This is a genomic window from Streptomyces sp. NPDC104309, from assembly GCF_055584025.1.
On sequence record NZ_JBVJMV010000018.1, the window covers coordinates 77,924 to 96,284 of the forward strand.

General features: G+C 69.3%; 18 protein-coding genes. 7 read left to right on the plus strand and 11 right to left on the minus strand.

Going from position 1 to position 18,361, the window contains the following annotated elements; genetic code table 11:
• Positions 1-222 precede the first annotated feature (222 nt).
• The 3 genes from ACZ68L_RS25475 to ACZ68L_RS25485 form a co-directional block, all read right to left on the minus strand.
• Positions 223-711: a MarR family winged helix-turn-helix transcriptional regulator gene (locus ACZ68L_RS25475; RefSeq protein ID WP_469580622.1), complete on the minus strand. Its 489-nt coding sequence runs from the start codon at positions 709-711 to the stop codon at positions 223-225.
• 142 nt (positions 712-853) lie between these two features.
• Entirely contained in the window at positions 854-1,768 is a 915-nt protein-coding gene (locus ACZ68L_RS25480) for an oxidoreductase (protein ID WP_469580624.1), read from the minus strand.
• A gap of 85 nt (positions 1,769-1,853) precedes the next feature.
• On the minus strand, positions 1,854-2,558 hold the full coding sequence (locus ACZ68L_RS25485) for an alpha/beta fold hydrolase (RefSeq protein ID WP_469580627.1): 705 nt from the start codon (positions 2,556-2,558) through the stop codon (positions 1,854-1,856).
• A gap of 231 nt (positions 2,559-2,789) precedes the next feature.
• On the opposite strand from ACZ68L_RS25485, the gene ACZ68L_RS25490 reads away from it, so the two are divergent.
• Positions 2,790-3,356: an O-methyltransferase gene (locus ACZ68L_RS25490; RefSeq protein WP_469580629.1), complete on the plus strand. Its 567-nt coding sequence runs from the start codon at positions 2,790-2,792 to the stop codon at positions 3,354-3,356.
• Between the two features lie 357 nt (positions 3,357-3,713).
• A complete protein-coding gene (locus ACZ68L_RS25495; protein WP_469580631.1) occupies positions 3,714-5,072 on the plus strand; it encodes a HEAT repeat domain-containing protein in 1,359 nt (452 codons plus the stop codon).
• 102 nt (positions 5,073-5,174) lie between these two features.
• Here the strand turns inward: ACZ68L_RS25495 and ACZ68L_RS25500 are convergent, their stop codons facing one another.
• The 3 genes from ACZ68L_RS25500 to ACZ68L_RS25510 all read right to left on the minus strand — a co-directional run bounded on the left by ACZ68L_RS25500 (position 5,175) and on the right by ACZ68L_RS25510 (position 8,169).
• Complete coding sequence (locus tag ACZ68L_RS25500; RefSeq protein WP_469580633.1) at positions 5,175-6,083, minus strand: aminoglycoside phosphotransferase family protein; 909 nt, start codon at positions 6,081-6,083, stop codon at positions 5,175-5,177.
• A 31-nt stretch (positions 6,084-6,114) separates the two neighbouring features.
• Positions 6,115-7,014: a phosphotransferase gene (locus ACZ68L_RS25505; RefSeq protein WP_469580636.1), complete on the minus strand. Its 900-nt coding sequence runs from the start codon at positions 7,012-7,014 to the stop codon at positions 6,115-6,117.
• Between the two features lie 588 nt (positions 7,015-7,602).
• The gene (locus ACZ68L_RS25510) at positions 7,603-8,169 is read right to left on the minus strand and encodes a helix-turn-helix domain-containing protein (RefSeq protein ID WP_469580639.1); all 567 of its coding nucleotides are present in this window, start codon (positions 8,167-8,169) and stop codon (positions 7,603-7,605) included.
• A gap of 53 nt (positions 8,170-8,222) precedes the next feature.
• On the opposite strand from ACZ68L_RS25510, the gene ACZ68L_RS25515 reads away from it, so the two are divergent.
• Positions 8,223-9,512 carry an alpha/beta hydrolase gene (locus ACZ68L_RS25515; protein WP_469580641.1) on the plus strand — a complete coding sequence of 430 codons (1,290 nt, stop codon included), beginning with the start codon at positions 8,223-8,225 and terminating at the stop codon, positions 9,510-9,512.
• A gap of 293 nt (positions 9,513-9,805) precedes the next feature.
• Here the strand turns inward: ACZ68L_RS25515 and ACZ68L_RS25520 are convergent, their stop codons facing one another.
• From ACZ68L_RS25520 to ACZ68L_RS25530, 3 genes are all read right to left on the minus strand, one after another.
• Entirely contained in the window at positions 9,806-12,196 is a 2,391-nt protein-coding gene (locus ACZ68L_RS25520; protein ID WP_469580644.1) for an ATP-binding cassette domain-containing protein, read from the minus strand.
• A 163-nt stretch (positions 12,197-12,359) separates the two neighbouring features.
• Complete coding sequence (locus ACZ68L_RS25525) at positions 12,360-12,776, minus strand: VOC family protein (protein WP_469580648.1); 417 nt, start codon at positions 12,774-12,776, stop codon at positions 12,360-12,362.
• Positions 12,777-12,786: 10 nt separating this feature from the next.
• Positions 12,787-13,239 (minus strand): helix-turn-helix transcriptional regulator, encoded by a 453-nt coding sequence (locus ACZ68L_RS25530; RefSeq protein ID WP_469580865.1) that lies wholly within the window; start codon positions 13,237-13,239, stop codon positions 12,787-12,789.
• Between the two features lie 253 nt (positions 13,240-13,492).
• On the opposite strand from ACZ68L_RS25530, the gene ACZ68L_RS25535 reads away from it, so the two are divergent.
• Positions 13,493-13,864, plus strand: a complete 372-nt coding sequence (locus ACZ68L_RS25535; protein ID WP_469580650.1) for a VOC family protein — start codon at positions 13,493-13,495, stop codon at positions 13,862-13,864.
• 124 nt (positions 13,865-13,988) lie between these two features.
• Here the strand turns inward: ACZ68L_RS25535 and ACZ68L_RS25540 are convergent, their stop codons facing one another.
• Positions 13,989-14,288, minus strand: coding sequence for a hypothetical protein (locus tag ACZ68L_RS25540; protein ID WP_469580652.1), 300 nt, complete (start codon positions 14,286-14,288; stop codon positions 13,989-13,991).
• A 449-nt stretch (positions 14,289-14,737) separates the two neighbouring features.
• Positions 14,738-15,550, minus strand: a complete 813-nt coding sequence (locus ACZ68L_RS25545) for a TnsA-like heteromeric transposase endonuclease subunit (protein WP_469580655.1) — start codon at positions 15,548-15,550, stop codon at positions 14,738-14,740.
• A gap of 378 nt (positions 15,551-15,928) precedes the next feature.
• On the opposite strand from ACZ68L_RS25545, the gene ACZ68L_RS25550 reads away from it, so the two are divergent.
• The 3 genes from ACZ68L_RS25550 to ACZ68L_RS25560 all read left to right on the plus strand — a co-directional run bounded on the left by ACZ68L_RS25550 (position 15,929) and on the right by ACZ68L_RS25560 (position 18,345).
• Positions 15,929-16,777 (plus strand): putative RNA methyltransferase, encoded by an 849-nt coding sequence (locus ACZ68L_RS25550; RefSeq protein WP_469580658.1) that lies wholly within the window; start codon positions 15,929-15,931, stop codon positions 16,775-16,777.
• Positions 16,778-17,136: 359 nt separating this feature from the next.
• The gene (locus ACZ68L_RS25555) at positions 17,137-17,646 is read left to right on the plus strand and encodes a helix-turn-helix domain-containing protein (RefSeq protein ID WP_469580660.1); all 510 of its coding nucleotides are present in this window, start codon (positions 17,137-17,139) and stop codon (positions 17,644-17,646) included.
• Between the two features lie 27 nt (positions 17,647-17,673).
• Positions 17,674-18,345, plus strand: coding sequence for a hypothetical protein (locus ACZ68L_RS25560; protein ID WP_469580662.1), 672 nt, complete (start codon positions 17,674-17,676; stop codon positions 18,343-18,345).
• Positions 18,346-18,361 lie beyond the last annotated feature (16 nt).

The following is an 18,361-nucleotide window of genomic DNA, read 5'->3' on the forward strand; positions in this document are numbered from 1 at the left end:
TGCAGACTATTTGTTTCGGGCTTACTCGTTCGCGCCCGGCTGCTTCGGTGCGGTTGCTCGGGTCCGGGCGCTTCGGCCTGCCCGGTTCCGCCCGGCTGCTTCCGCCTGGTTGCCTCCGCCTGGCTAATTCCGCTTGGTTGCCTCCGTCTGGTCGCTTCGGCTCGGTCGCTTCGGTCTGGTTGCCCTTCTCGGACTTGCCGGTTCGGGGTCGGCTGTCGCGGGTTACCTCTTGCTCTGGCGCGCCCGGCGGGCGCTCGCGGGGCTTTCCGTCGGGGTGGCCAGATGGGTACCGGCCAACTGGCCCAGGGCTCGCAGCAGAACGTCCCGGTCGTCGGCAGGGAGGCTCTCCAGCGCGTCGTTGTGCACGCGGTCGACGATCTGCTGACTCCGCTCGGCGAGCCGGGCGCCCTTCTCGGTCACGGCGATGATCCGGGCCCGCCGGTCCCGGCTCGACGGCCGGCGCTCGGCGAGACCCGCGCTCTCCAGGGCGTCCACGGTCACGACCATCGTGGTCTTGTCCATGTCGCCGATCTCGGCGAGCTGGATCTGGGTGCGCTCGTCCTCCAGGGCGTGCACCAGTACGCAGTGCATGCGCGCCGTGAGACCGATCTCGGCGAGCGCTGCCGACATCTGTGTCCGCAGGACGTGGCTCGTGTGGTCCAGGAGGTAGGAGAGGTCCGGTGCGGTGCGGGTGGGGGCCATGGCGGTCATGTGCACCAGCGTAACAATTCGGACTGTGGCGGATAGTCCGCAACTGGACGTTCCGGTGTTCGTCTCCGCGGCGTTCCGGCCTCGGGTTCACGGCATTCCGGCCTCGGGCCGGGAGCTCGGCCCCCGGCCCTTCCCGGTACGGCTACTCGCGACGCCCGAGCAGCGCCATGTCGTCCTCGTCGAGGGCCAGTCGGCCGGCGGCCATGTTCTCTTCGAGGTGGGCGAGCGAAGCGGTACCGGGGATCTGGACGATCGAGGGCGAGCGGGCCAGCCCCCACGCGAGGGCGACCTGGTGCGCCGTCGCGCCGTGCCGTTCCGCGACCTTCCGGAGGTTCTCGCCGGCGAGCTCGGTGTGCCCGCCGCCGAGCGCGAAGAACGGCATGTACGCGATACCGGCGTCCGCGCACTCGTCGACGAGCGCCGCGTCCGCCTGATCGAGCACGCCGAACCGGTTCTGCACGGCGACGACCGGCGCGATCGAGCGGGCCTCCGCGAGCTGCCCGGCCGTCACATTGCTGACGCCGAGCTGCCGGATCAGTCCTTCCTCGCGCAGCGCGGCCAGCACGGCGAACCGCTCGCCGAGCGACTCGGCGATCCCCGAACCCAGCCGCCCCACCCGCAGGTTCACCAGGTCGAGGGTGTCGACCCCGAGGTCCTCCAGATTCCGTTCCACCTCCGCGCGCAGCTGATCGGGGCGGGCCTCGGCGTACATCTCACCCGTCTCGTCCCGCAGCGGGCCGACCTTGGTGGCGATGGTGACGTCCGCCGGGTACGGATGCAGCGCTTCGCGCAGGAGGTCGTTGGCGCGGTGGGTGTCGGAGAAGTAGAAGGCGGCGGTGTCGATGTGCCGCGCCCCCAGCTCGACGGCGCGACGGGCCACGGCCACGGCGTTCGCCGTGTTGCCGGCGGGCCCGCTCCACCGTCCCGGCAGCTGCATCGCCCCGAAACCGAGGCGCGGGACGGTGACGGTGCCGCCCAGTTCGAAGGTGCCGGGGCCGGGGGCCGGGGAAGAGGTCGAGGCCGGATCCGGATCTGAGGTGCTCGATGAGAAGGTCATGCGGGGCAGCATGACCAGAGGAGGGCCGGATCCGCACATTCATTTTGCGAGCCCGCGCGCATTTTGCGAGCCCGCGCGCCGGGGCTCAGGACCTCGCGGCCGAACGGTGCAGGATCTGTGCCAGCTCGCGCGGCTGGGAGAACATCGGCCAGTGGCCGGTGTCCATCTCCACCAGCTCCCAGTGCTCTTCGGTGGCCAGCAGCTTGGTCACGACGTCCTTCGGTTCGTCGCCGTCGAGCAGGCACTTGATGTACGTCGCCGGAAGCTCGCCGAGCGGACGTGCCAGTACGGCGGGCTCGGTCAGCGTGGCGCCCGGGTGCGGAGTCGAGCCGCCCACGAAGCGGGCGGTCTGCTCGTCGGTGAGGCCCTGGCCCTCGCAGTCGGCGGCCGTGAGCGGCGCCCAGAATCCGCCGTTGCCCGCGATCGTGGCCTCCAGCGCCGCCGGGCCGTTCCACCAGCCGGAGGCGAACGACTCGCCGTCGACCGGAACCTCGGAGTCGACGAAGACCACGCGGGCCAGCCGGTCACCGATCCGCTCGGCGGCCTGACCGGCCGGGATGCCCGAGTAGCTGTGGCCGACCAGGACGACATCGTGGAGATCGTGGCGCTCCACCTCGTCGACGATGTCCCGGACGTGGGTCTGCTGCCCTGCCCGCACACCCTGTTTCTCCGCGAGACCGGACAGCGTCACCGGATGGGTGCCGTGCCCGGCCGCGCGCAACTCGGACACCACCTCGTCCCACGCCCACGATCCGAGCCATGCGCCCGCCACCAGTACGAATTCAGCCATGACTGCAACCTAGTGCGGGGGCGCCACCGCTCGCTCCGGTTTCGAACAAGCGCCGACCGGCGTGCGGCCCGAGGTGGCGCACGCCGTACGGCCCGAGGTGGCGCACCGCCTCCGGCGGGCTCGTCAGTGCTTTGACCCGGTCCGCCGGTCCGGACGGGCGAACTCCGTGCGGACGCCCCTGTCGGCAGATAGTGTCATGTTCACGGTGAAACGGTGAAGGGGAGCGGGATCATGGCAGAACGTCAGGTTCCGCCTCGTGTGGTGGCGGCGGAGCGTGTCGCCTCCGAGGCGGGATTCAAGAAGAGTTGCATCCCTGAAGTGGGGAGGTTGCTCAGGCTGGCCGCTGCCGCGAAACCTCACGGAATCATTGCGGAGAGCGGCACCGGCTCGGGCGTGGGCACCGCCTGGCTGCACAGTGGCCTCGGCGCGGGGGCACGGCTGGTCACCGTGGAGCGGGACGAGGAGCTGGCCCGTCGAGCGGCCGGTGTCTTCGCGGACGACGAGCGTGTCAGCGTTCTCACCGGGGACTGGCGGCTGCTTGAGCAGCATGGCCCCTTCGACGTCTTCTTCTGCGACGGCGGTGGCAAGCGCGACGACCCGCAGGGCGTCGTCGAACAGCTTGCTCCCGGTGGCCTTCTCATCCTGGACGACTTCACCCCCTCGCCCGATTGGCCGCCTCGTTTCGGCGGTGTAGTGGATGAGCTCCGCATGTTCTACCTCACTCATCCAGACCTGGACGCCACTGAAGTACTCACCACACCCGCCAGTTCGGCGGTTGTCGCGGCACGCTGCCTGTAGGTCCTGTCCTGTCGATCTTCGTGGATCAGCCCGGGGCGTCTGGTGCGGTGCATCGCAAGGCGGAGGATCGTCCTCGTACTGGACGTACTTGGGCGACTCCGACAACGCGGCGAGGTGCCGTGCCAGGCGTTCCGGGCCCGCGAAGACCGGCAGGACAGGGCCTGGAGCCTCTCGTTCGGATCAGGCCGGGCCCGCGTGCTCGCATCAGCACGTCACCGGTGACCGACTGCGATGCCGGGCGTCCAGCGAGGCGTCAGCGAGGCGCGGTGCCAAGGAAAAGGCGGCGACTCGGGCCCGGCCGTCCTTCTCGGACGGGTACGGGCCCGACGCCGTCCTCGGGAACAGGGGGGCGGAAGCATGGACGAGGGCGGACTCGACGGTCAGCTCGTGTCAGCGGTGCGAGCGGGGGAGGCCGGCACGGTGCGGTCCCTGCTGAGAGAGGGCGCGGATCCGGACGCGGTGGACGTGGACGGGCTGCCGGTGCTGTGTGCGGCCGTGGCCGCGTACGACGGGCCGGTCGCCGAGGCCCTGGTGGAGGGCGGTGCGGACCCCGTCCGGCAGTTGCCGGACGGGACCACGCCGCTGTGGCGCGCCGTCGACGGCGGCTCCCCGGGGGTCGTCTCGGCGGTGCTGGGGAACGAGCCCGGCATGCGGCTTTCGGAGGCCGCCCGCGAACGGCTCCTCGCCCTGGCGCGGGGCTGGTACGAGACGGGCGCGGCGGAGGAACTGCGGCGCAGGACCCGCGTGCCGGGCCCCGCCGCGGTGGTGCGCGTCCAGGACGACTACCTGTACGACCATGTCGATCAGGTCTCGCTCGGCGGACTCGTCGTACGGGCCGGCCACGGTGCCGTCCTGACCTTACTGGAGTGGGACTTCCGCATACTCGCACCCGTCGACGAACTGGTTGCCCGCTGTGTCGAGCAGCCCGACGAGGACCATGTGAACTGGTCGGCGGTCCACCACGTCCTCACTCAGCGGCGAAGCAACGAGACCTGGTCGGCCGTGGTGGCCCTGCGCCGTCACCCCGACCCCGTCCACCGCCGGGTTCTGGCCCGTTACCTGTGGAGCAGGGCGATTCTCTGTTACGGCCCCGACTACTACGCGAAGAAGGAGAGCGAGCTCCTGGCCGCCTGGGCGGTCGAGGAGGCGGACAGCGAGGTCCTCGCACGGGTGCTTGATGCCTTCAATGAGCATGAGCACGCGGACCAGGAGGCCATCGTGCTCCGGTACGCCGACCATCCCGCTCCGCGCGTACGTGGTCAGGTGCCCGACGGTCTCTACGCGCATGACGTCCCCCACACGCCCGCGGCCAGGACCGTGTTGCTGACCCTCGCGCAGGACCCGGTCGCCGACGTGCGGAGGAGCGCATGCGTGGTGCTGGGTACGGGGAACGCGGCCACCCCGGAGATCACCCGGGCCCTGCTCTCCCTGGCCCGGGACCCGGATGCCGGTGTACGGGCGGCGGCCGCGGTGGCGCTGGCCGCGTCCGGTGACCCCGCGCCGGCCGTCGCGGACGCCCTGGTCGCGCTCCTCGACGAGGACGATCAGCTCGTGCGTCTGGACGCCGCCTTCGGCCTCGCCCGGCGCGACGATCCGCGTACCGAGGAGGCGATCGGGCGGGTGGGGCCCCTCGGCCCCGGCTTCGAGCACGACCACCGGGCCTCTGCGCTCTGGACGTGGAGTTCGCGGAAGAGGGACGCGACCGGCGGGTCATGACCCGCCGGGTGCGCACCGGTCGCCTCCGGCGCGCGCATCCGCTGACCGTGGAGATGACGGGGCGTTCGAACTTCGGCCTCACCACCACTGCGGGGAGGCGGCTCAGCGCGCGGCGGCGTCAGCGAGGATCGCCTCAAGTCGCGCTCGGCATTCGGCGACGAACGCGGGAAAGGTGTGCCAGTAGTAGGAGAGTCCGCTGACACCGACCGCGATCGCCCAGCCACGGGCGCGGACCCAGGTCGGCTCGTCGAGGTCCAGGGTGTTCCAGTAGGCCTGCCGTGCTCGGGGCGGCAGGTCCCAGACTGTGGCGTGCTCGGCGTCGGGAAAACCGACCGAGAGTCCCCCGAAGTCGATGACCGCCCGGAGCTCGCCCTCGCGGACCAGGAGGTTGGTGGGCTTGAGGTCGCCGTGGAGCCACACATGAGGTCCGGAGGGCTCGGGCAGTGCGAGCGCGGTTCGCCACAACCGCTCCAGGGTCTCGACGTCGAGATCCAGGCCCGCGATGGCCCGGCAGTCCTCGAAACACCGGCTGACCCACTCGTCGCATGCCCGCAGGCTGCCTCCGCGATACCAGCTGAGGTCATCCGTGCGGGTCGCGCCCATGAGGTCGACGCCGTGGAGCTCCCGCACGACCGTCGCCAGGTCGGCTCCGAAGGCGGACCAGTCGCGGACGGTGTCCGGGCCGGCTTCGTCACCGTCGATCCAGCGGTGCACCGACCAGACGAGTGGGAACGCGCCGCTGGGAGTCCCGGCGTGGACGTGCTCGGGGACAGGACAGGTCAGCAGGGGTGCCAGCCGAGGAAGCCATTCCTGCTCCTTCCGCACGGACCGGCCGTTGTCGACGGTTCGTGGCAGACGCACGAGCAAGTCGTCGCCGAGCCGGTACATGATGTTGTCCGTGCCCGCGCCCGCGGGGGACAACGGCAGGTCGGCCCACTCCGGGCGCTGTGCCTCCAGCAGCGACCTGACCAGCGCCTCGTCGATCGGGATCTCGTTCTCGTGAAGCGTCACGCCGGAAGTCTCTCCCCCAGCACATGCCGCTTCACACCCTCTGTCCCAGCCAGCGCAGCGAGGCAAGGCCCAGGGCGGTCGTCATGGCCACGAAGTTGCGATCGGCGGCCGGTCCAGCCACGGCGGCCATTCTCAGGAGGAATCCCGCCTGCAGGGCCAGCACTTCGTTGACGTGGACGGGATCAAGGTCGCGGATCAGAGGTTGGCGGTCTGCGATCGGCTGCGGATCCACGCCGCTGAGCCACGCGCTCGACAACAGTGTGACCACATCGCAGTGCCGGGGTCCGATCCAAGCATGCGGCCAGTCGACGACGAAGACGCGGTCCGCGGTCAGCATGATGTTGAACGGGTACAGATCTCCGTGCAGGAGGGTGCTGCCGACGAGGGAGGCGTTCTGTTCCAGGGCGACGAGGTCGTCGAAATGGTGGGCCGCCCACGCCGACAGCTCCACCACTTTGGCCCTGACGGCGGCATCCGCCGCTATGTCCAGCCACCCTCCGAGGCGCGGCTTGCCCAAGATTGCGTTGTCCACGGGCGACGGCGTCAGGACCTCGGTCATGTCGGTGATTGCCGCGAGCGCCCTGTCGAGTTCGTCAGGCTGCCACGGCTGGGCGGGCAGATGTCCAGGGATGTCCTCGAAGGCCAGCATCACCCAGGTGCCGTCGTCATACGCATCAAGCAACCGCGATGTCGACGCTGCCGCGGGGAGTCGCTGTGAGATTGCGGTCTCCCGGCGGTGGAAGTCCGCTACGGCCGGTGCCACCAGCGAGCTTGCTGCCTTGATGAATGCACGCTTGCCGTTCGCCAACTGCACTCGCGCGGCCAAGCCTTCGGAAAAGCCGCCTGGCTGGCTGGACGCGCTGGCAACCGGGCTGCCCAACATCTGCTCGATCCGAACCGTCACCTTCCGAGGCAGCGCCGCCCAGGCCATCCTTCGGCCACCTGTGGCCTCGGGCATGATCAAGCCTGGCGCGACGTGATGTCGGTCGCGATTGCCTGTCATCGTGATCTTCCCCCGTCTTCAGCGGATGACGACCATTCTGCGAGAGAGCGCTACCCGGGCGAGGCGTCAACGGCTCAAGCGATTTGAGGCAGCCCTGGTCGACGGCGCCTTCTTCCCTCCTCGACAGATCGCCCCGAAGGACGGCGAGTGACGTCCAGGACGCGCCGCTGCGGCCCAGCCGCTGTCTGCGCACATCACACAGCCATTTTTGACGGGGAGGTCAGTCTCAGCAGGTCGCAGGGCCGCTGTCGACCAACTTCCCTGTCCAAGGACACCCTCGTCTCAACCAATCCAGTCCGCCCAGGTCATCGGCTTCCAACCGACTGACTTCGCTGAGACAGGTCACATACGGCACGACAAACGACCGCAGGTCCCTGATGACCCGTCTCTGTCGATCTGGCCCCTGTCTCACGTGATCCGGCCTGGTTCGCTCGCCATCTCAGATGATCTGGCCCGGTGCCAGCGGTGGCGTCCCTCCTCGGTGGGTGGTACCGACCCGCCGGGTGGCGGTGTCGGCTACAGCGGGTCTTGTTGTTCGGCCTGTTCGGCCTGTTCGGCCTGTTCGGCGGGGAACAGGATGGGGCTGAGGAGGTAGCGGGTGCGTTCCGGCGAGGGTTCGTTGGCGAGGAGGGGCGCGATGGCGGCTCGCATCGCGCCGATCAGCGCTACGAGTTCGTCCTTGTTGAGCCAGATCGCGTGCTGCCGATAGCCGACGAGGTCGTCCACGGGATCGCTGCCTTGGTGCTCCAGGTAAGCGCCGAACTCCGCGACCAGGGCGGCCATGGCGGCAGCGAATGCCCGCTCGTGGTGCTGAGGGGTGAGCGCACGCGCGGTTTCCGCATCGATGTCCGCGCGTTCCTGCCGGAGCCGGTAGCGGCGCTCGACGGCGCCCCGCACCCGCCGTTCGTCGGCGATGTCGAGGATGCCGCCCACGGCGAGAAGGTCGACGTGCCGGTAGACGGTTGCTTTGGACGTGTCCGGGATCAGAGCGCACAGCTGCCCGGTGGTCAAGGCCCGCCCGCCGCGCAGTGCGTGGACCACGCGGAGGCGGACAGGATGCGCCAGGAGTTCCAAAGTGTCCATGACCCAACTTTCTCATGCATGCTACCTTTCTCAAATCTAAGAAGGGTGGAGGTATGCAGACTGCTGAGGAGACCGCCGTGTTGGTGGTCGGGTGGGCACGCGAGGGCCGTTTCAGGGAGATCGCTGCGTTGTTCAGCCCGCCCTTGCGTGCTGCGCTGACCGCCGAGACGCTCCAGGCGGCCTGGCTCACCGAGACCGCGGGAATCGGTCCGGTCACGGACCTCGGCGAACCGTCGAGCGAGCCCCTGTGGCAGGACCTGATCCGTGTCAGCGTTCCCGTGGCCTGCGAGCGGGGACAGTTCACCGCCGTCATGTCGGTCGACTCCGCCGGCCTGCTGAACGGGCTACGCCTCGCGGCCCCTGCCTGCGAACCATGGGCGGCGCCTTCCTACGCGGATCCGGATGCCTTCGAGGAGCACGACGTCACGGTCGGAGCCGGTGCTCTCGCAGTGGCTGGCACCGTCACCGTTCCGCGCGGTGACGGCCCGTGGCCCGGGGTCGTGCTTCTGAGCGGCGGAGGCCCCTTCGACCGGGACGCGACCAGCGGGCCCAACAAGCCTTTGAAGGACCTTGCCTGGGGTCTGGCGAGCCGCGGCGTGGCGGTGCTGCGCCACGACAAGGTGACCTTCACACACGCGGCGCAGGTGGCTGCCGCGGACGACTTCACGATGACACGTGAGTACGTCCCCTATGCCGTCGCCGCCGTGCGTGTGCTCCAGGAGGAGCCGTGCGTCGATTCCAGCCGGGTGTTCGTCGCCGGGCACAGTATGGGGGGCAAGGTCGCCCCGCGGGTCGCCGAGACCGAGCCGTCCGTCGCGGGCGTCGTGATCCTGGCGGGTGACGCTGAACCAATGCACCGGGCGGCCGTCCGGGTCGTGGGCCACCTCGCCGCCCTCGACCCCGGCCTGCACTCCGAGGCGGCCCTTTCGGAGATCACCCGTCAGGCCGCGACCGTCGAAACCGCCCTGTCGCCCCGTACGCCCCGAGAGGACCTGCCCTTCGGCCTTCCGGCCTCGTACTGGTTGGACCTGCGCTCCTATGACCCAGTTGCCACCGCCGCCCGCCTGGACAAGCCGCTGCTGATCCTCCAGGGCGGCCGCGACTACCAGGTCACTGTCGAGCACGACTTGTCCCTCTGGCGAGAGGGACTGGCCGGGCGTCCGGACGTCACCGTCCACATCCACGAAACCGACGACCACCTCTTCTTCCCAGGGACAGGACCGTCGACGCCCGCTGGGTACATGGCACCCCAGCACGTCGATGCGGCGGTCATCACGGACGTCGCCGTATGGCTGGACTGCCAGCTTCAGCGCGAATCCTGCAAGCAGGCGTCTCACCATTGACGTGGGCTGTCCCGTCGGGGTGATGCCTTCCACGTTCCGGGCCGTGGGGCTCCGCGTGGTGGTCCACCCTCGCAGTGCAGGGCCGAGGGCGACGGGGAGGTGCTCGTGGGCGAGCCTGCGGAGGCGGCACCCGCCTGCGGATCTGTGCGTTCCGGCGTACGCCGGTGCCGGACTCCTCGGCGTACGTGGCGATGGTGCCGCGGGACGTCGTGCCGCCACGGCGGGTGCGGAGACCGTGGGACGAGTCGGAACAGCTGGGAGAACTCGTCCCACGGTCTCCGCGAGGGCCTCGGTCAGCCGCCGACGTAGGCCGCGAGGTGCTCGCCGGTGAGGGTGGAGCGGGCGGCGACGAGGTCGGCGGGGCTGCCCTCGAAGACGATCTTGCCGCCGTCGTGGCCGGCGCCTGGGCCGAGGTCGATGATCCAGTCGGCATGTGCCATGACCGCCGGGTGGTGCTCGACGACGATGACCGACTTGCCGGAGTCGACGAGCCGGTCGAGCAGGCCGAGGAGCTGCTCGACATCGGCGAGGTGGAGGCCGGTGGTCGGCTCGTCGAGGACGTAGACGCCGCCCTTCTCGGCCATGTGCGTGGCCAGCTTGAGCCGCTGCCGCTCGCCGCCGGACAGCGTGGTGAGCGGCTGGCCGAGGCTGAGGTAGCCGAGCCCGACGTCGGCGAGCCGCTGCAGGATCCGGTGCGCGGCCGGCGTGCGCGCCTCGCCCTCGCCGAAGAACTCCTCGGCCTCGGACACCGACATCGCGAGCACCTCGCTGATGTCACGGCCGCCGAGGTGGTATTCGAGGACCGATGCCTGGAACCGCTTCCCCTCGCACTCCTCGCAGGGGATGGCGACGCCCGCCATCATCGCCAGGTCGGTGTAGACGACGCCGACGCCGTTGCACGTGGGGCAGGCGCCCTCGGAGTTGGAGCTGAACAGCGCCGGCTTCACGCCGTTGACCTTCGCGAACGCCTTGCGGATCGGGTCGAGCAGTCCGGTGTACGTCGCCGGGTTGCTGCGTCGCGATCCCTTGATGGCTCCCTGGTCGACCGAGACCACGCCCTCGCCGGAGGGGATCGACCCGTGCACGAGCGAGCTCTTGCCGGAGCCCGCGACGCCGGTGACCACGCAGAGCACCCCGAGCGGGATGTCGACGTCGATGTTCTGCAGGTTGTGGGAGATGGCGCCGCGGATCTCCAGCGCCCCGGAGGGCTTCCGCACCGTCTCCTTGACGGCGGCCCGGTCGTCGAAGTGGCGGCCGGTGACGGTGTCGCCGGCCCGCAGCCCCTCGACCGTGCCCTCGAAGCAGACGGTGCCGCCCGCCGAACCGGCGCCGGGGCCGAGGTCGACGACGTGGTCGGCGATCGCGATCGTCTGCGGCTTGTGCTCCACGACGAGCACCGTGTTGCCCTTGTCCCGCAGGCGCAGGAGCAGGTCGTTCATCCGGCTGATGTCATGGGGGTGCAGGCCCGTGGTGGGCTCGTCGAAGACATACGTCGTATCGGTGAGCGACGAGCCGAGGTGGCGGATCATCTTGACGCGCTGCGCCTCGCCGCCCGACAGCGTGCCCGACGGCCGGTCGAGCGCGAGGTAGCCGAGGCCGATCTCCACGAACGAGTCGAGGGTCTGCTGCAGCGCCGTGAGCAGCGGCGCCACCGAAGGCTCCTCGATGCCGCGCACCCATGCGGCCAGGTCGCGGATCTCCATCGCGCAGGCGTCGGCGATGCTGATCCGCTCGATCCTCGACGACCGGGCCCCCTCGCTGAGCCGGGTGCCGTCGCACTCGGGGCAGGTGGTGAAGGTGACCGCCCGCTCCACGAACGCGCGGATGTGCGGCTGCAGCGCCTCCTTGTCCTTGGAGAGCATCGACTTCTGGATCTTGGGGATCAGACCCTCGTAGGTGAGGTTCACACCCTCGACCTTCACCTTGGTCGGCTCCCGGTGGAGGAAGTCCCGCATCTCCTTCTCGGTGAACTCGCGGATCGGCTTGTCCGGGTCGAGGAAGCCCGATTCGGCGTAGACCCGCACGGTCCAGAAGCTGTCCGACTTCCAGCCGGGGATGGTGAACGCGCCCTCGGCGAGCGACTTGGAGTCGTCGTAGAGCTGGGTGAGGTCGATGTCGGAGACCGTGCCGCGGCCCTCGCAGTGCGTGCACATGCCGCCGGTGCGGTTGAAGGTCGCCTTCACCGCCTTCTTGTTGCCGCGCTCGACGGTGATCGCACCGCTCGCCCGGACCGAGGCGGTGTTGAAGGAGTACGCGCTGGGCGGGCCGATGTGCGGCTTCCCGAGCCGGCTGAAGAGGATGCGCAGCATCGCGTTGGCGTCGGTGGCGGTGCCGACCGTGGAGCGCGGGTCGGCGCCCATGCGCTGCTGGTCGACGATGATCGCCGTCGTCAGCCCTTCGAGTACGTCGACCTCGGGCCGCGCCGGCGTCGGCATGAATCCCTGCACGAAGGCGCTGTAGGTCTCGTTGATCAGCCGCTGCGACTCCGCGGCGATCGTGTTGAACACCAGAGAGCTCTTGCCCGAGCCGGAGACACCGGTGAACACCGTCAGCCTGCGCTTCGGTATCTCGACGCTGACGTCCTTGAGGTTGTTCACGCGCGCTCCGTGCACGCGGATCAGTTCGTGGCTGTCGGCAACGTTCAGCGCAGGCGACTGCGTGTCCGTACTCGTGGCCGTGCTCATCGTGTCTCCATCTGTTGCGCGGGGCCGCCTTCGCGGTTTCCGTCGGTGTCGCCCGGCTCGATCCGACCGGCTTCGAGCAGTACGTCCGGTGCGCACCGGCACGGCTGCCGACCGCGGACCGGCGCCGGCCGGTGCGGTCTGCGGAGTCCGGCCGGTGCCGGGCTCACCGGCTGCGGCGCTGGGCGAAGCGCAGCATGTTGCCCGCGGGATCGCGGAAGGCGCAGTCGCGGACCCCGTACGGCTGGTCGATCGGCTCCTGGAGCACCTCGGCGCCCGAGGTCCGGATGCGCTCGAAGGCGGCGTCGCAGTCGTCGGTCGAGAAGATCACGCCGCGCAGCATGCCCTTGGCCAGCAGTTCCTCCATGGCCTGCTTGTCGGCCGGCGAGGCGTTGGGGTTGGCGGCCGGCGGTTCCAGCACGATCTCCACATCGGGCTGCGACGGCGAGCCGACCGTCACCCAGCGCATCCCCTCGAACCCGACGTCGTTGCGCACCTCGAATCCGAGCACGTCCCGGTAGAAGGCGAGCGCCTTGTCGTGGTCGTCGACGGCGATGAAGCACTGCGAAAGCTTGATTTCCATGGACTTCACGCTACGGGCGAGCCGTGCGCAACGCTTCTCCGTTCCTGACCGGTTCCGCCTCCTCGACCGGTTCTGTGTTCTTGACCGGCTCCGCCTTCCGCGACCGGTCGCGTTCCGTGTTCCTGACCGGGCGCGTGAGGATCTTGGCGACGCAGGCCGGGATGCCCGCGCCCTGCTCGTGCGCGCGCGCCCGGTACGCGCTCGGGCTCTCGCCCACCAGTTCGGTGAACCGCGAGCTGAACGACCCCAGCGACGTGCACCCGACGGCGAAGCAGACCTCCGTCACCGACAGGTCGCCGCGCCGCAGCAGGGCCTTGGCCCGCTCGATCCTGCGCGTCATCAGGTAGCTGTACGGCGTCTCCCCGAAGGCGGCGCGGAAGCTGCGGGAGAAGTGGCCGGGCGACATGTGGGCCGCGCGTGCCAGCGCGGGGACATCGAGCGGTTCCGCGTACGCGCGGTCCATCAGGTCGCGGGCCCGGCGGAGCCGAACCAGGTCCGATAGCGTCACCGGTCCAGCATCGCACGGACGCCACGGGGTGCGACACCGTCGTGGTGCGGCAGGTGTCCTGTCCCAGATATCTGTGGGCAGGGTGGGGCTCTGACCTGCGGTGCCTACGGTCGAGTGAGACAGGTTGGCCGCTGGTGTCCCGCTTAACCGTAGGCAGCCGCCTCCAAGGTGTTGGTTGCGGAAGTCCACCGATCGGCTCGGAGATGCCATGCCCCTGCAGATGAAGTTGGTCGCGATAACGCTCGATTGCCCTGATCCGCTGGCTTTGGCGGCGTTCTATCAGCAGGCCACCGGCCTTGAACCGCACCCGAAGTCGGACGCTGACTTCGCGGGTCTCAACGGTGAGGACGGACTCCTCATCGGCTTTCAACGGGTCGACGACTACCGGGCTCCGAACTGGCCCGAGCAGATCGTCCCTCAGCAGCTTCACATCTGCTTCAAGGTCGAGGAGAGCTTGGGCGAAGCCGAAGCCCGGCTGCTGGAGCTGGGTGCGGGCAAGCCGGATCACCAGCCGCATGGGGATAAGGCGCGGGTCCTCACCGATCCGGCTGGGCATCCCTTCTGTATCAGCCTGCACTGATTGCCGGATGCACGAGGGCCTCGACCTGTCTCGCAGTGGCCTCGATGGTGGTGCTGAGCCATGTGCGGCTGGTGCCGCGCAGGGGCGCCTGCAGCGGGAAGCGGCGGTGGAATTCGGCGATGGCCTATGTGACGACGAGGAGGTCGTCACTGAGGATGGACCGTCTCCAGTGGGCTGATGCGAACAGGCTGATCAGCGTGATGTGTTCTGGGTATCCAGCTGCGATCCGCCAGGGGGCCGTCTTGTCCGGCTCGACTGTCGGTCCCTTGACCCGGACCAAGTCGTGCAGGAGTTCGACTCGGCGGGTGAGTCGGTAGTGGCGGTGGGCCAGGCCGCTCCAGAGCTTGCTGGTGGCGTCCTGACAGATATCGGTGACGGACGGGGCCGTAGCGTCGTCGGAGCCGCCAGTAGCGGCGCTGAGCATGGATGACGTCAGGGGTCCGGGACAGGGCGAGCTGATGCTCGGGGGCGAAAACGTCCTTCCCGATCCAGAGGTTGTGGCGAAGACAGACACCGTCGTGGACGGAAGCCCAGACCTGGGCAGGGAGAGTCCAGCCGGTGTGTGCGACGACGCAGCGGCGGCAGGCCCAGCGGAGAACGTGATCGTCCGGAACGGCGGGCGGGGCCGGGGGAGCCCTTCTGTGTAGAGGTCGGAGACCGTGCGGGCCAAGTGCTTTCGGGATTGGCCGCTGAGGATGCAGAGGGCATCGGCACTGGTCAGACGAGACTCCAGCCAGCGTGACGGGGCCCGCAGCCGGGCCAGGGGGACATGGTTGGCTTGAGACAGCCGAGCCCAGTAGGACGATTCGCACTCGCCGGGGAACGGCGGCAGCGGGATGGGCAGAGGACGGATCAGGGCCGGGCGGAACACGTTCACCCCGTGCGGGGCAGGGACGAGATGCGGCCGTGGCCGGAGGTCTCGCTGCTGTGGTCGGTACGGATGCTCTTGATCGTGGCCCGCGTGGCATCCGAGAGGGGGCGCGACAGATCCGCTGTCAGCCGTCCCAGCCAGAGCAGGTGGAACACCGTCGGCAACACCGCGATCGGATCACCGAGCAGCGCAGCCTGTGCCACCAGCGGCGACGATATCGAGAACAGGGCCAGCGACCGGGCCGCGAGCCCCTCATCGGCCACATGCCGTGGATGCCGGTATCCCGCCAGCCAGCGGACGTTCACCATCCGCACCGGATCCACCTCGCCGACGACGCGGTATCCCCACCCCACCGCCTCACAAGCCGCCCGCGCCGCTGCGAACTTGGCCGCCGATCGTGCGTCGATCCGGTCCAGCGGCCGGCAGTCCACCACCAGCCCCCGCCCGTCCTCGAACCGAGCGAAGTAGTCCGGAGCGTGCGAGACCCGCTTGCCCCGCTCGTCCTCCCAGAACAGCCACAACGGCTGCGACAGCAGGCCCGTCACCTGCGGCGTGAAGTCGAGCAGCATCGCGTGATCCCGCTCCAGCCAGGATTCGAACCCCACGTGCCCGCCGGTCGTCGACGACCAATACAACCCAGGGAAATGCCGCTGCCCGCGATATGACGGGAAGCTGCGGACCGGCCGCCCGGCCTCGAACGGCACCGAGACCGCATCCGCCAACGGCAGCCGGTGTTCACCCTGGTCGTCCCACCAGCCGACCTCGAAGCCGTCTACTTGTGACGACTTCGTCCCCTCCAGCACACTCAGCCCCATGTATGCCACTTTGCAGACCTGTAGGGACTGGGCAGCTTAAACGGGACCAAACCCCTCGTCCGGGTGATTACGCAGTCCGGCGCGATCCCCCACCGCCGGGCCGCGTCTCTTGACTGCTGAGGCAGGTGACGGGCTTTTGGTAAGGCTCGTAAGGTGTAGGCATGTGGACCCAGCACATCCAGGCTCTGTAATCACGAGGCGTTGAGGGCGATGCCGTAGGGCGTCGCCCTCCTTGGCGTGCCTGTTTACGTGATCCATCTCCCTTGTGCCGCCCACACCGAGGCGGCGAGATGCCGGGCCTCGTCCTTCTTGAGACGGCGGCTTTCGAGAGCGCGTGCAGGCACGGTCCCTTCCCTTCGCCATCGCCTGGAGTGCCTCGTGCCTGCGTTGCTTCCCCCTGCCCTCGAACCATTTCTCGACTTGCTGCGCTGCCCGGTGTGCCGCGCCTGTCTCCGACCCGACCGTGGCTCACTGCGCTGCCCGGAGGGCCACACCTTCGACATCGCCCGTCAGGGCTACGTCAGCCTGCTGACGGGCATCCGCGCCACCAGCGGTGACGACGCGGCCATGGTTCAGGCCCGAAACCGGTTTCTGTCCACCGGCAGGTATGCCCCTATCCACCAGGCCCTGACTCGTATGACAGTCGACGCCCTGCCTGGTCAAGGCACGGTCGTAGACGTCGGATGCGGCACCGGCTACTACCTGGCCGGCGTACTCGATCAACTGCCCGGCACCCGCGGCCTGGGGCTGGACACGTCAGCACGCGCCCTGCGCTCAGCAGCCCGAGCCCATCCGCGAGCTGCTGCGGCGAGCTGGGACGTCTTCCGCCCCTTCCCCTTGGTTGACCAGGGGGTCGACGTCATGCTGGACGTGTTCGCCCCGCGCAACCCGTCCGAGTTCCACCGAGTGCTCCGTCCGACCGGCCGGTTGATCGTAGTGCGCCCCATCGAGCGGCACCTGGCCGAGCTACGGGGCCAGATCCCCGCGATGGTGACGATCGACCCGGACAAGGAACAGCGCCTGCAACAGGCGTTGGACCCCTACTTCCAGGCCGCCGGTACCCAGCACGTCGAATACACCACGCCCCTGACCAGGCAAGAAGCCATCGACCTGGTGGGGATGACACCGAGCGCACGCCACCTGACCCACGCGGACCTGAGCGGCCACGGCTCCCTGCCCAGTCAGGTGACCGTCTCCGTGCTGGCCACCTCCTACCAGCCTCGGTAACCACGAGCGGGCGGATACGCCTGCTGAACCGACGAACCGATGGGCGCGCCTGGCGCCCCACCTTCCCGGCAGCTCGGGCAAGGTGGGGCGTCCGTCCGCTGGCCGTCGTGATCTCCCAAGCCATCCGACAGCCGGAGCGTTGGGCACTGCCCTCGCGGGCAGGTGGCTCTGGTGGGCTGGTCGCTGCGCAGGTCATCCGGGACCCGTTCACTTCACACTGCAGACCCGGCGGGAAATCGCAGATAGACCGGGAACGGACAGCAGAGACAGGACAGCGGGCCCCCTCCGTGCGAGTGGTGTGGCGCACTTTTGCAAGCGGGTGCTTGCAAAAGTTAGCAAGGGTGGCGCACCATCGACGTATGGCATCCCTCAACGTCGGCAATCTCGGTGAGTACCTGCGCGAGCAGCGGCGCAACGCGCAGCTGTCGCTGCGGCAGCTCGCCGATGCCGCCGGGGTGTCCAATCCCTACCTCAGCCAGATCGAGCGCGGGCTGCGCAAGCCGAGTGCCGAGGTGCTGCAGCAGGTCGCCAAGGCGCTGCGGATCTCCGCCGAGACCCTGTATGTGCGGGCCGGGATTCTGGATGAGCGGGAGCGGGGGCGGGAGGAGCTGGAGACGCGGGCGGTGATTCTGGCCGACCCGTCCATAAACGAGCGGCAGAAGAGTGTTCTGCTGCAGATCTACGACTCCTTCCGCAAGGAGAACGGGTTCGAGCCCGGACCGGAATCCGGCGTCGAAGCCGGATCGGAGACCGGCGGCGAGTCCGGATCGGGTGCCGGTGCGGACGCCCGCCCCGGTGCCGACGGCCACCGCACGGCCGACGGCAGCGACGCCGACTCGGCTTCAAAGCCTTCAAAACCCTCACACTGAGTCTGATGATCCGGGAGGACCACAGTCATGGCCATCACCGATGACCTGCGCAAGACCCTCACCGACCCGACCCCCCTCTACTTCGCCGCTGGTACGGCCGACCTCGCCGTCGAGCAGGCGCGCAAGGTCCCGGCGCTGATCGAGCAGCTGCGTGCCGAGGCGCCGGAGCGTATCGAGGCGGTGCGCAACGCCGACCCCAAGGCCGTGCAGGAGAAGGTGACCTCGCAGGCCAAGGAGGCGCAGGCCACCGTGCAGGCCAAGGTCACCGAGGTGATCGGGTCGTTCGACAGCGATCTGCGGAAGCTGGGCGAGAGTGCCCAGGACCTGGCGCTGCGGAGTCTGGGCGTGGCCGCGGAGTACGCGGTCCGGGCCCGGGAGACGTACGAGAAGGTCGCCGAGCGCGGTGAGCAGACCGTGAAGAACTGGCGTGGCGAGACGGCCGACGAGATCGTCGAGATCGCCGTCGTCGTCGAGCCGCGCAAGGAGTCCAGGCCCACGGGCACCGCGAAGACGGAGCCGGCCGCCAGGCCGGGGCAGAGCACCAAGCCGGGGCCGGCCACCGCCAAGCCGGGGCCGGCCAAGGCTTCGCCCGCTCCGAAGGCCGTCAAGCCGGAGAGCAAGGCCCCGGCCGCGTCCGCCAAGAAGGCGCCCGCGCACAAGCCCGCCGCGAAGAAGACCACTCCGCCGACCGCGAAGTAGGCCCCCGGCGTCGCCG

Coding starts and splice junctions, on each gene's coding strand:
- ACZ68L_RS25475 (WP_469580622.1), bottom strand. CDS start 711: ATGACCGCCATGGCCCCCACCCGCACCGCACCGGACCTCTCCTACCTC.
- ACZ68L_RS25480 (WP_469580624.1), bottom strand. CDS start 1,768: ATGACCTTCTCATCGAGCACCTCAGATCCGGATCCGGCCTCGACCTCT.
- ACZ68L_RS25485 (WP_469580627.1), bottom strand. CDS start 2,558: ATGGCTGAATTCGTACTGGTGGCGGGCGCATGGCTCGGATCGTGGGCG.
- ACZ68L_RS25490 (WP_469580629.1), top strand. CDS start 2,790: ATGGCAGAACGTCAGGTTCCGCCTCGTGTGGTGGCGGCGGAGCGTGTC.
- ACZ68L_RS25495 (WP_469580631.1), top strand. CDS start 3,714: ATGGACGAGGGCGGACTCGACGGTCAGCTCGTGTCAGCGGTGCGAGCG.
- ACZ68L_RS25505 (WP_469580636.1), bottom strand. CDS start 7,014: ATGGCCTGGGCGGCGCTGCCTCGGAAGGTGACGGTTCGGATCGAGCAG.
- ACZ68L_RS25510 (WP_469580639.1), bottom strand. CDS start 8,169: ATGGACACTTTGGAACTCCTGGCGCATCCTGTCCGCCTCCGCGTGGTC.
- ACZ68L_RS25515 (WP_469580641.1), top strand. CDS start 8,223: ATGCAGACTGCTGAGGAGACCGCCGTGTTGGTGGTCGGGTGGGCACGC.
- ACZ68L_RS25520 (WP_469580644.1), bottom strand. CDS start 12,196: ATGAGCACGGCCACGAGTACGGACACGCAGTCGCCTGCGCTGAACGTT.
- ACZ68L_RS25525 (WP_469580648.1), bottom strand. CDS start 12,776: ATGGAAATCAAGCTTTCGCAGTGCTTCATCGCCGTCGACGACCACGAC.
- ACZ68L_RS25530 (WP_469580865.1), bottom strand. CDS start 13,239: ATGGACCGCGCGTACGCGGAACCGCTCGATGTCCCCGCGCTGGCACGC.
- ACZ68L_RS25535 (WP_469580650.1), top strand. CDS start 13,493: ATGCCCCTGCAGATGAAGTTGGTCGCGATAACGCTCGATTGCCCTGAT.
- ACZ68L_RS25540 (WP_469580652.1), bottom strand. CDS start 14,288: ATGCTCAGCGCCGCTACTGGCGGCTCCGACGACGCTACGGCCCCGTCC.
- ACZ68L_RS25545 (WP_469580655.1), bottom strand. CDS start 15,550: ATGGGGCTGAGTGTGCTGGAGGGGACGAAGTCGTCACAAGTAGACGGC.
- ACZ68L_RS25555 (WP_469580660.1), top strand. CDS start 17,137: ATGGCATCCCTCAACGTCGGCAATCTCGGTGAGTACCTGCGCGAGCAG.
- ACZ68L_RS25560 (WP_469580662.1), top strand. CDS start 17,674: ATGGCCATCACCGATGACCTGCGCAAGACCCTCACCGACCCGACCCCC.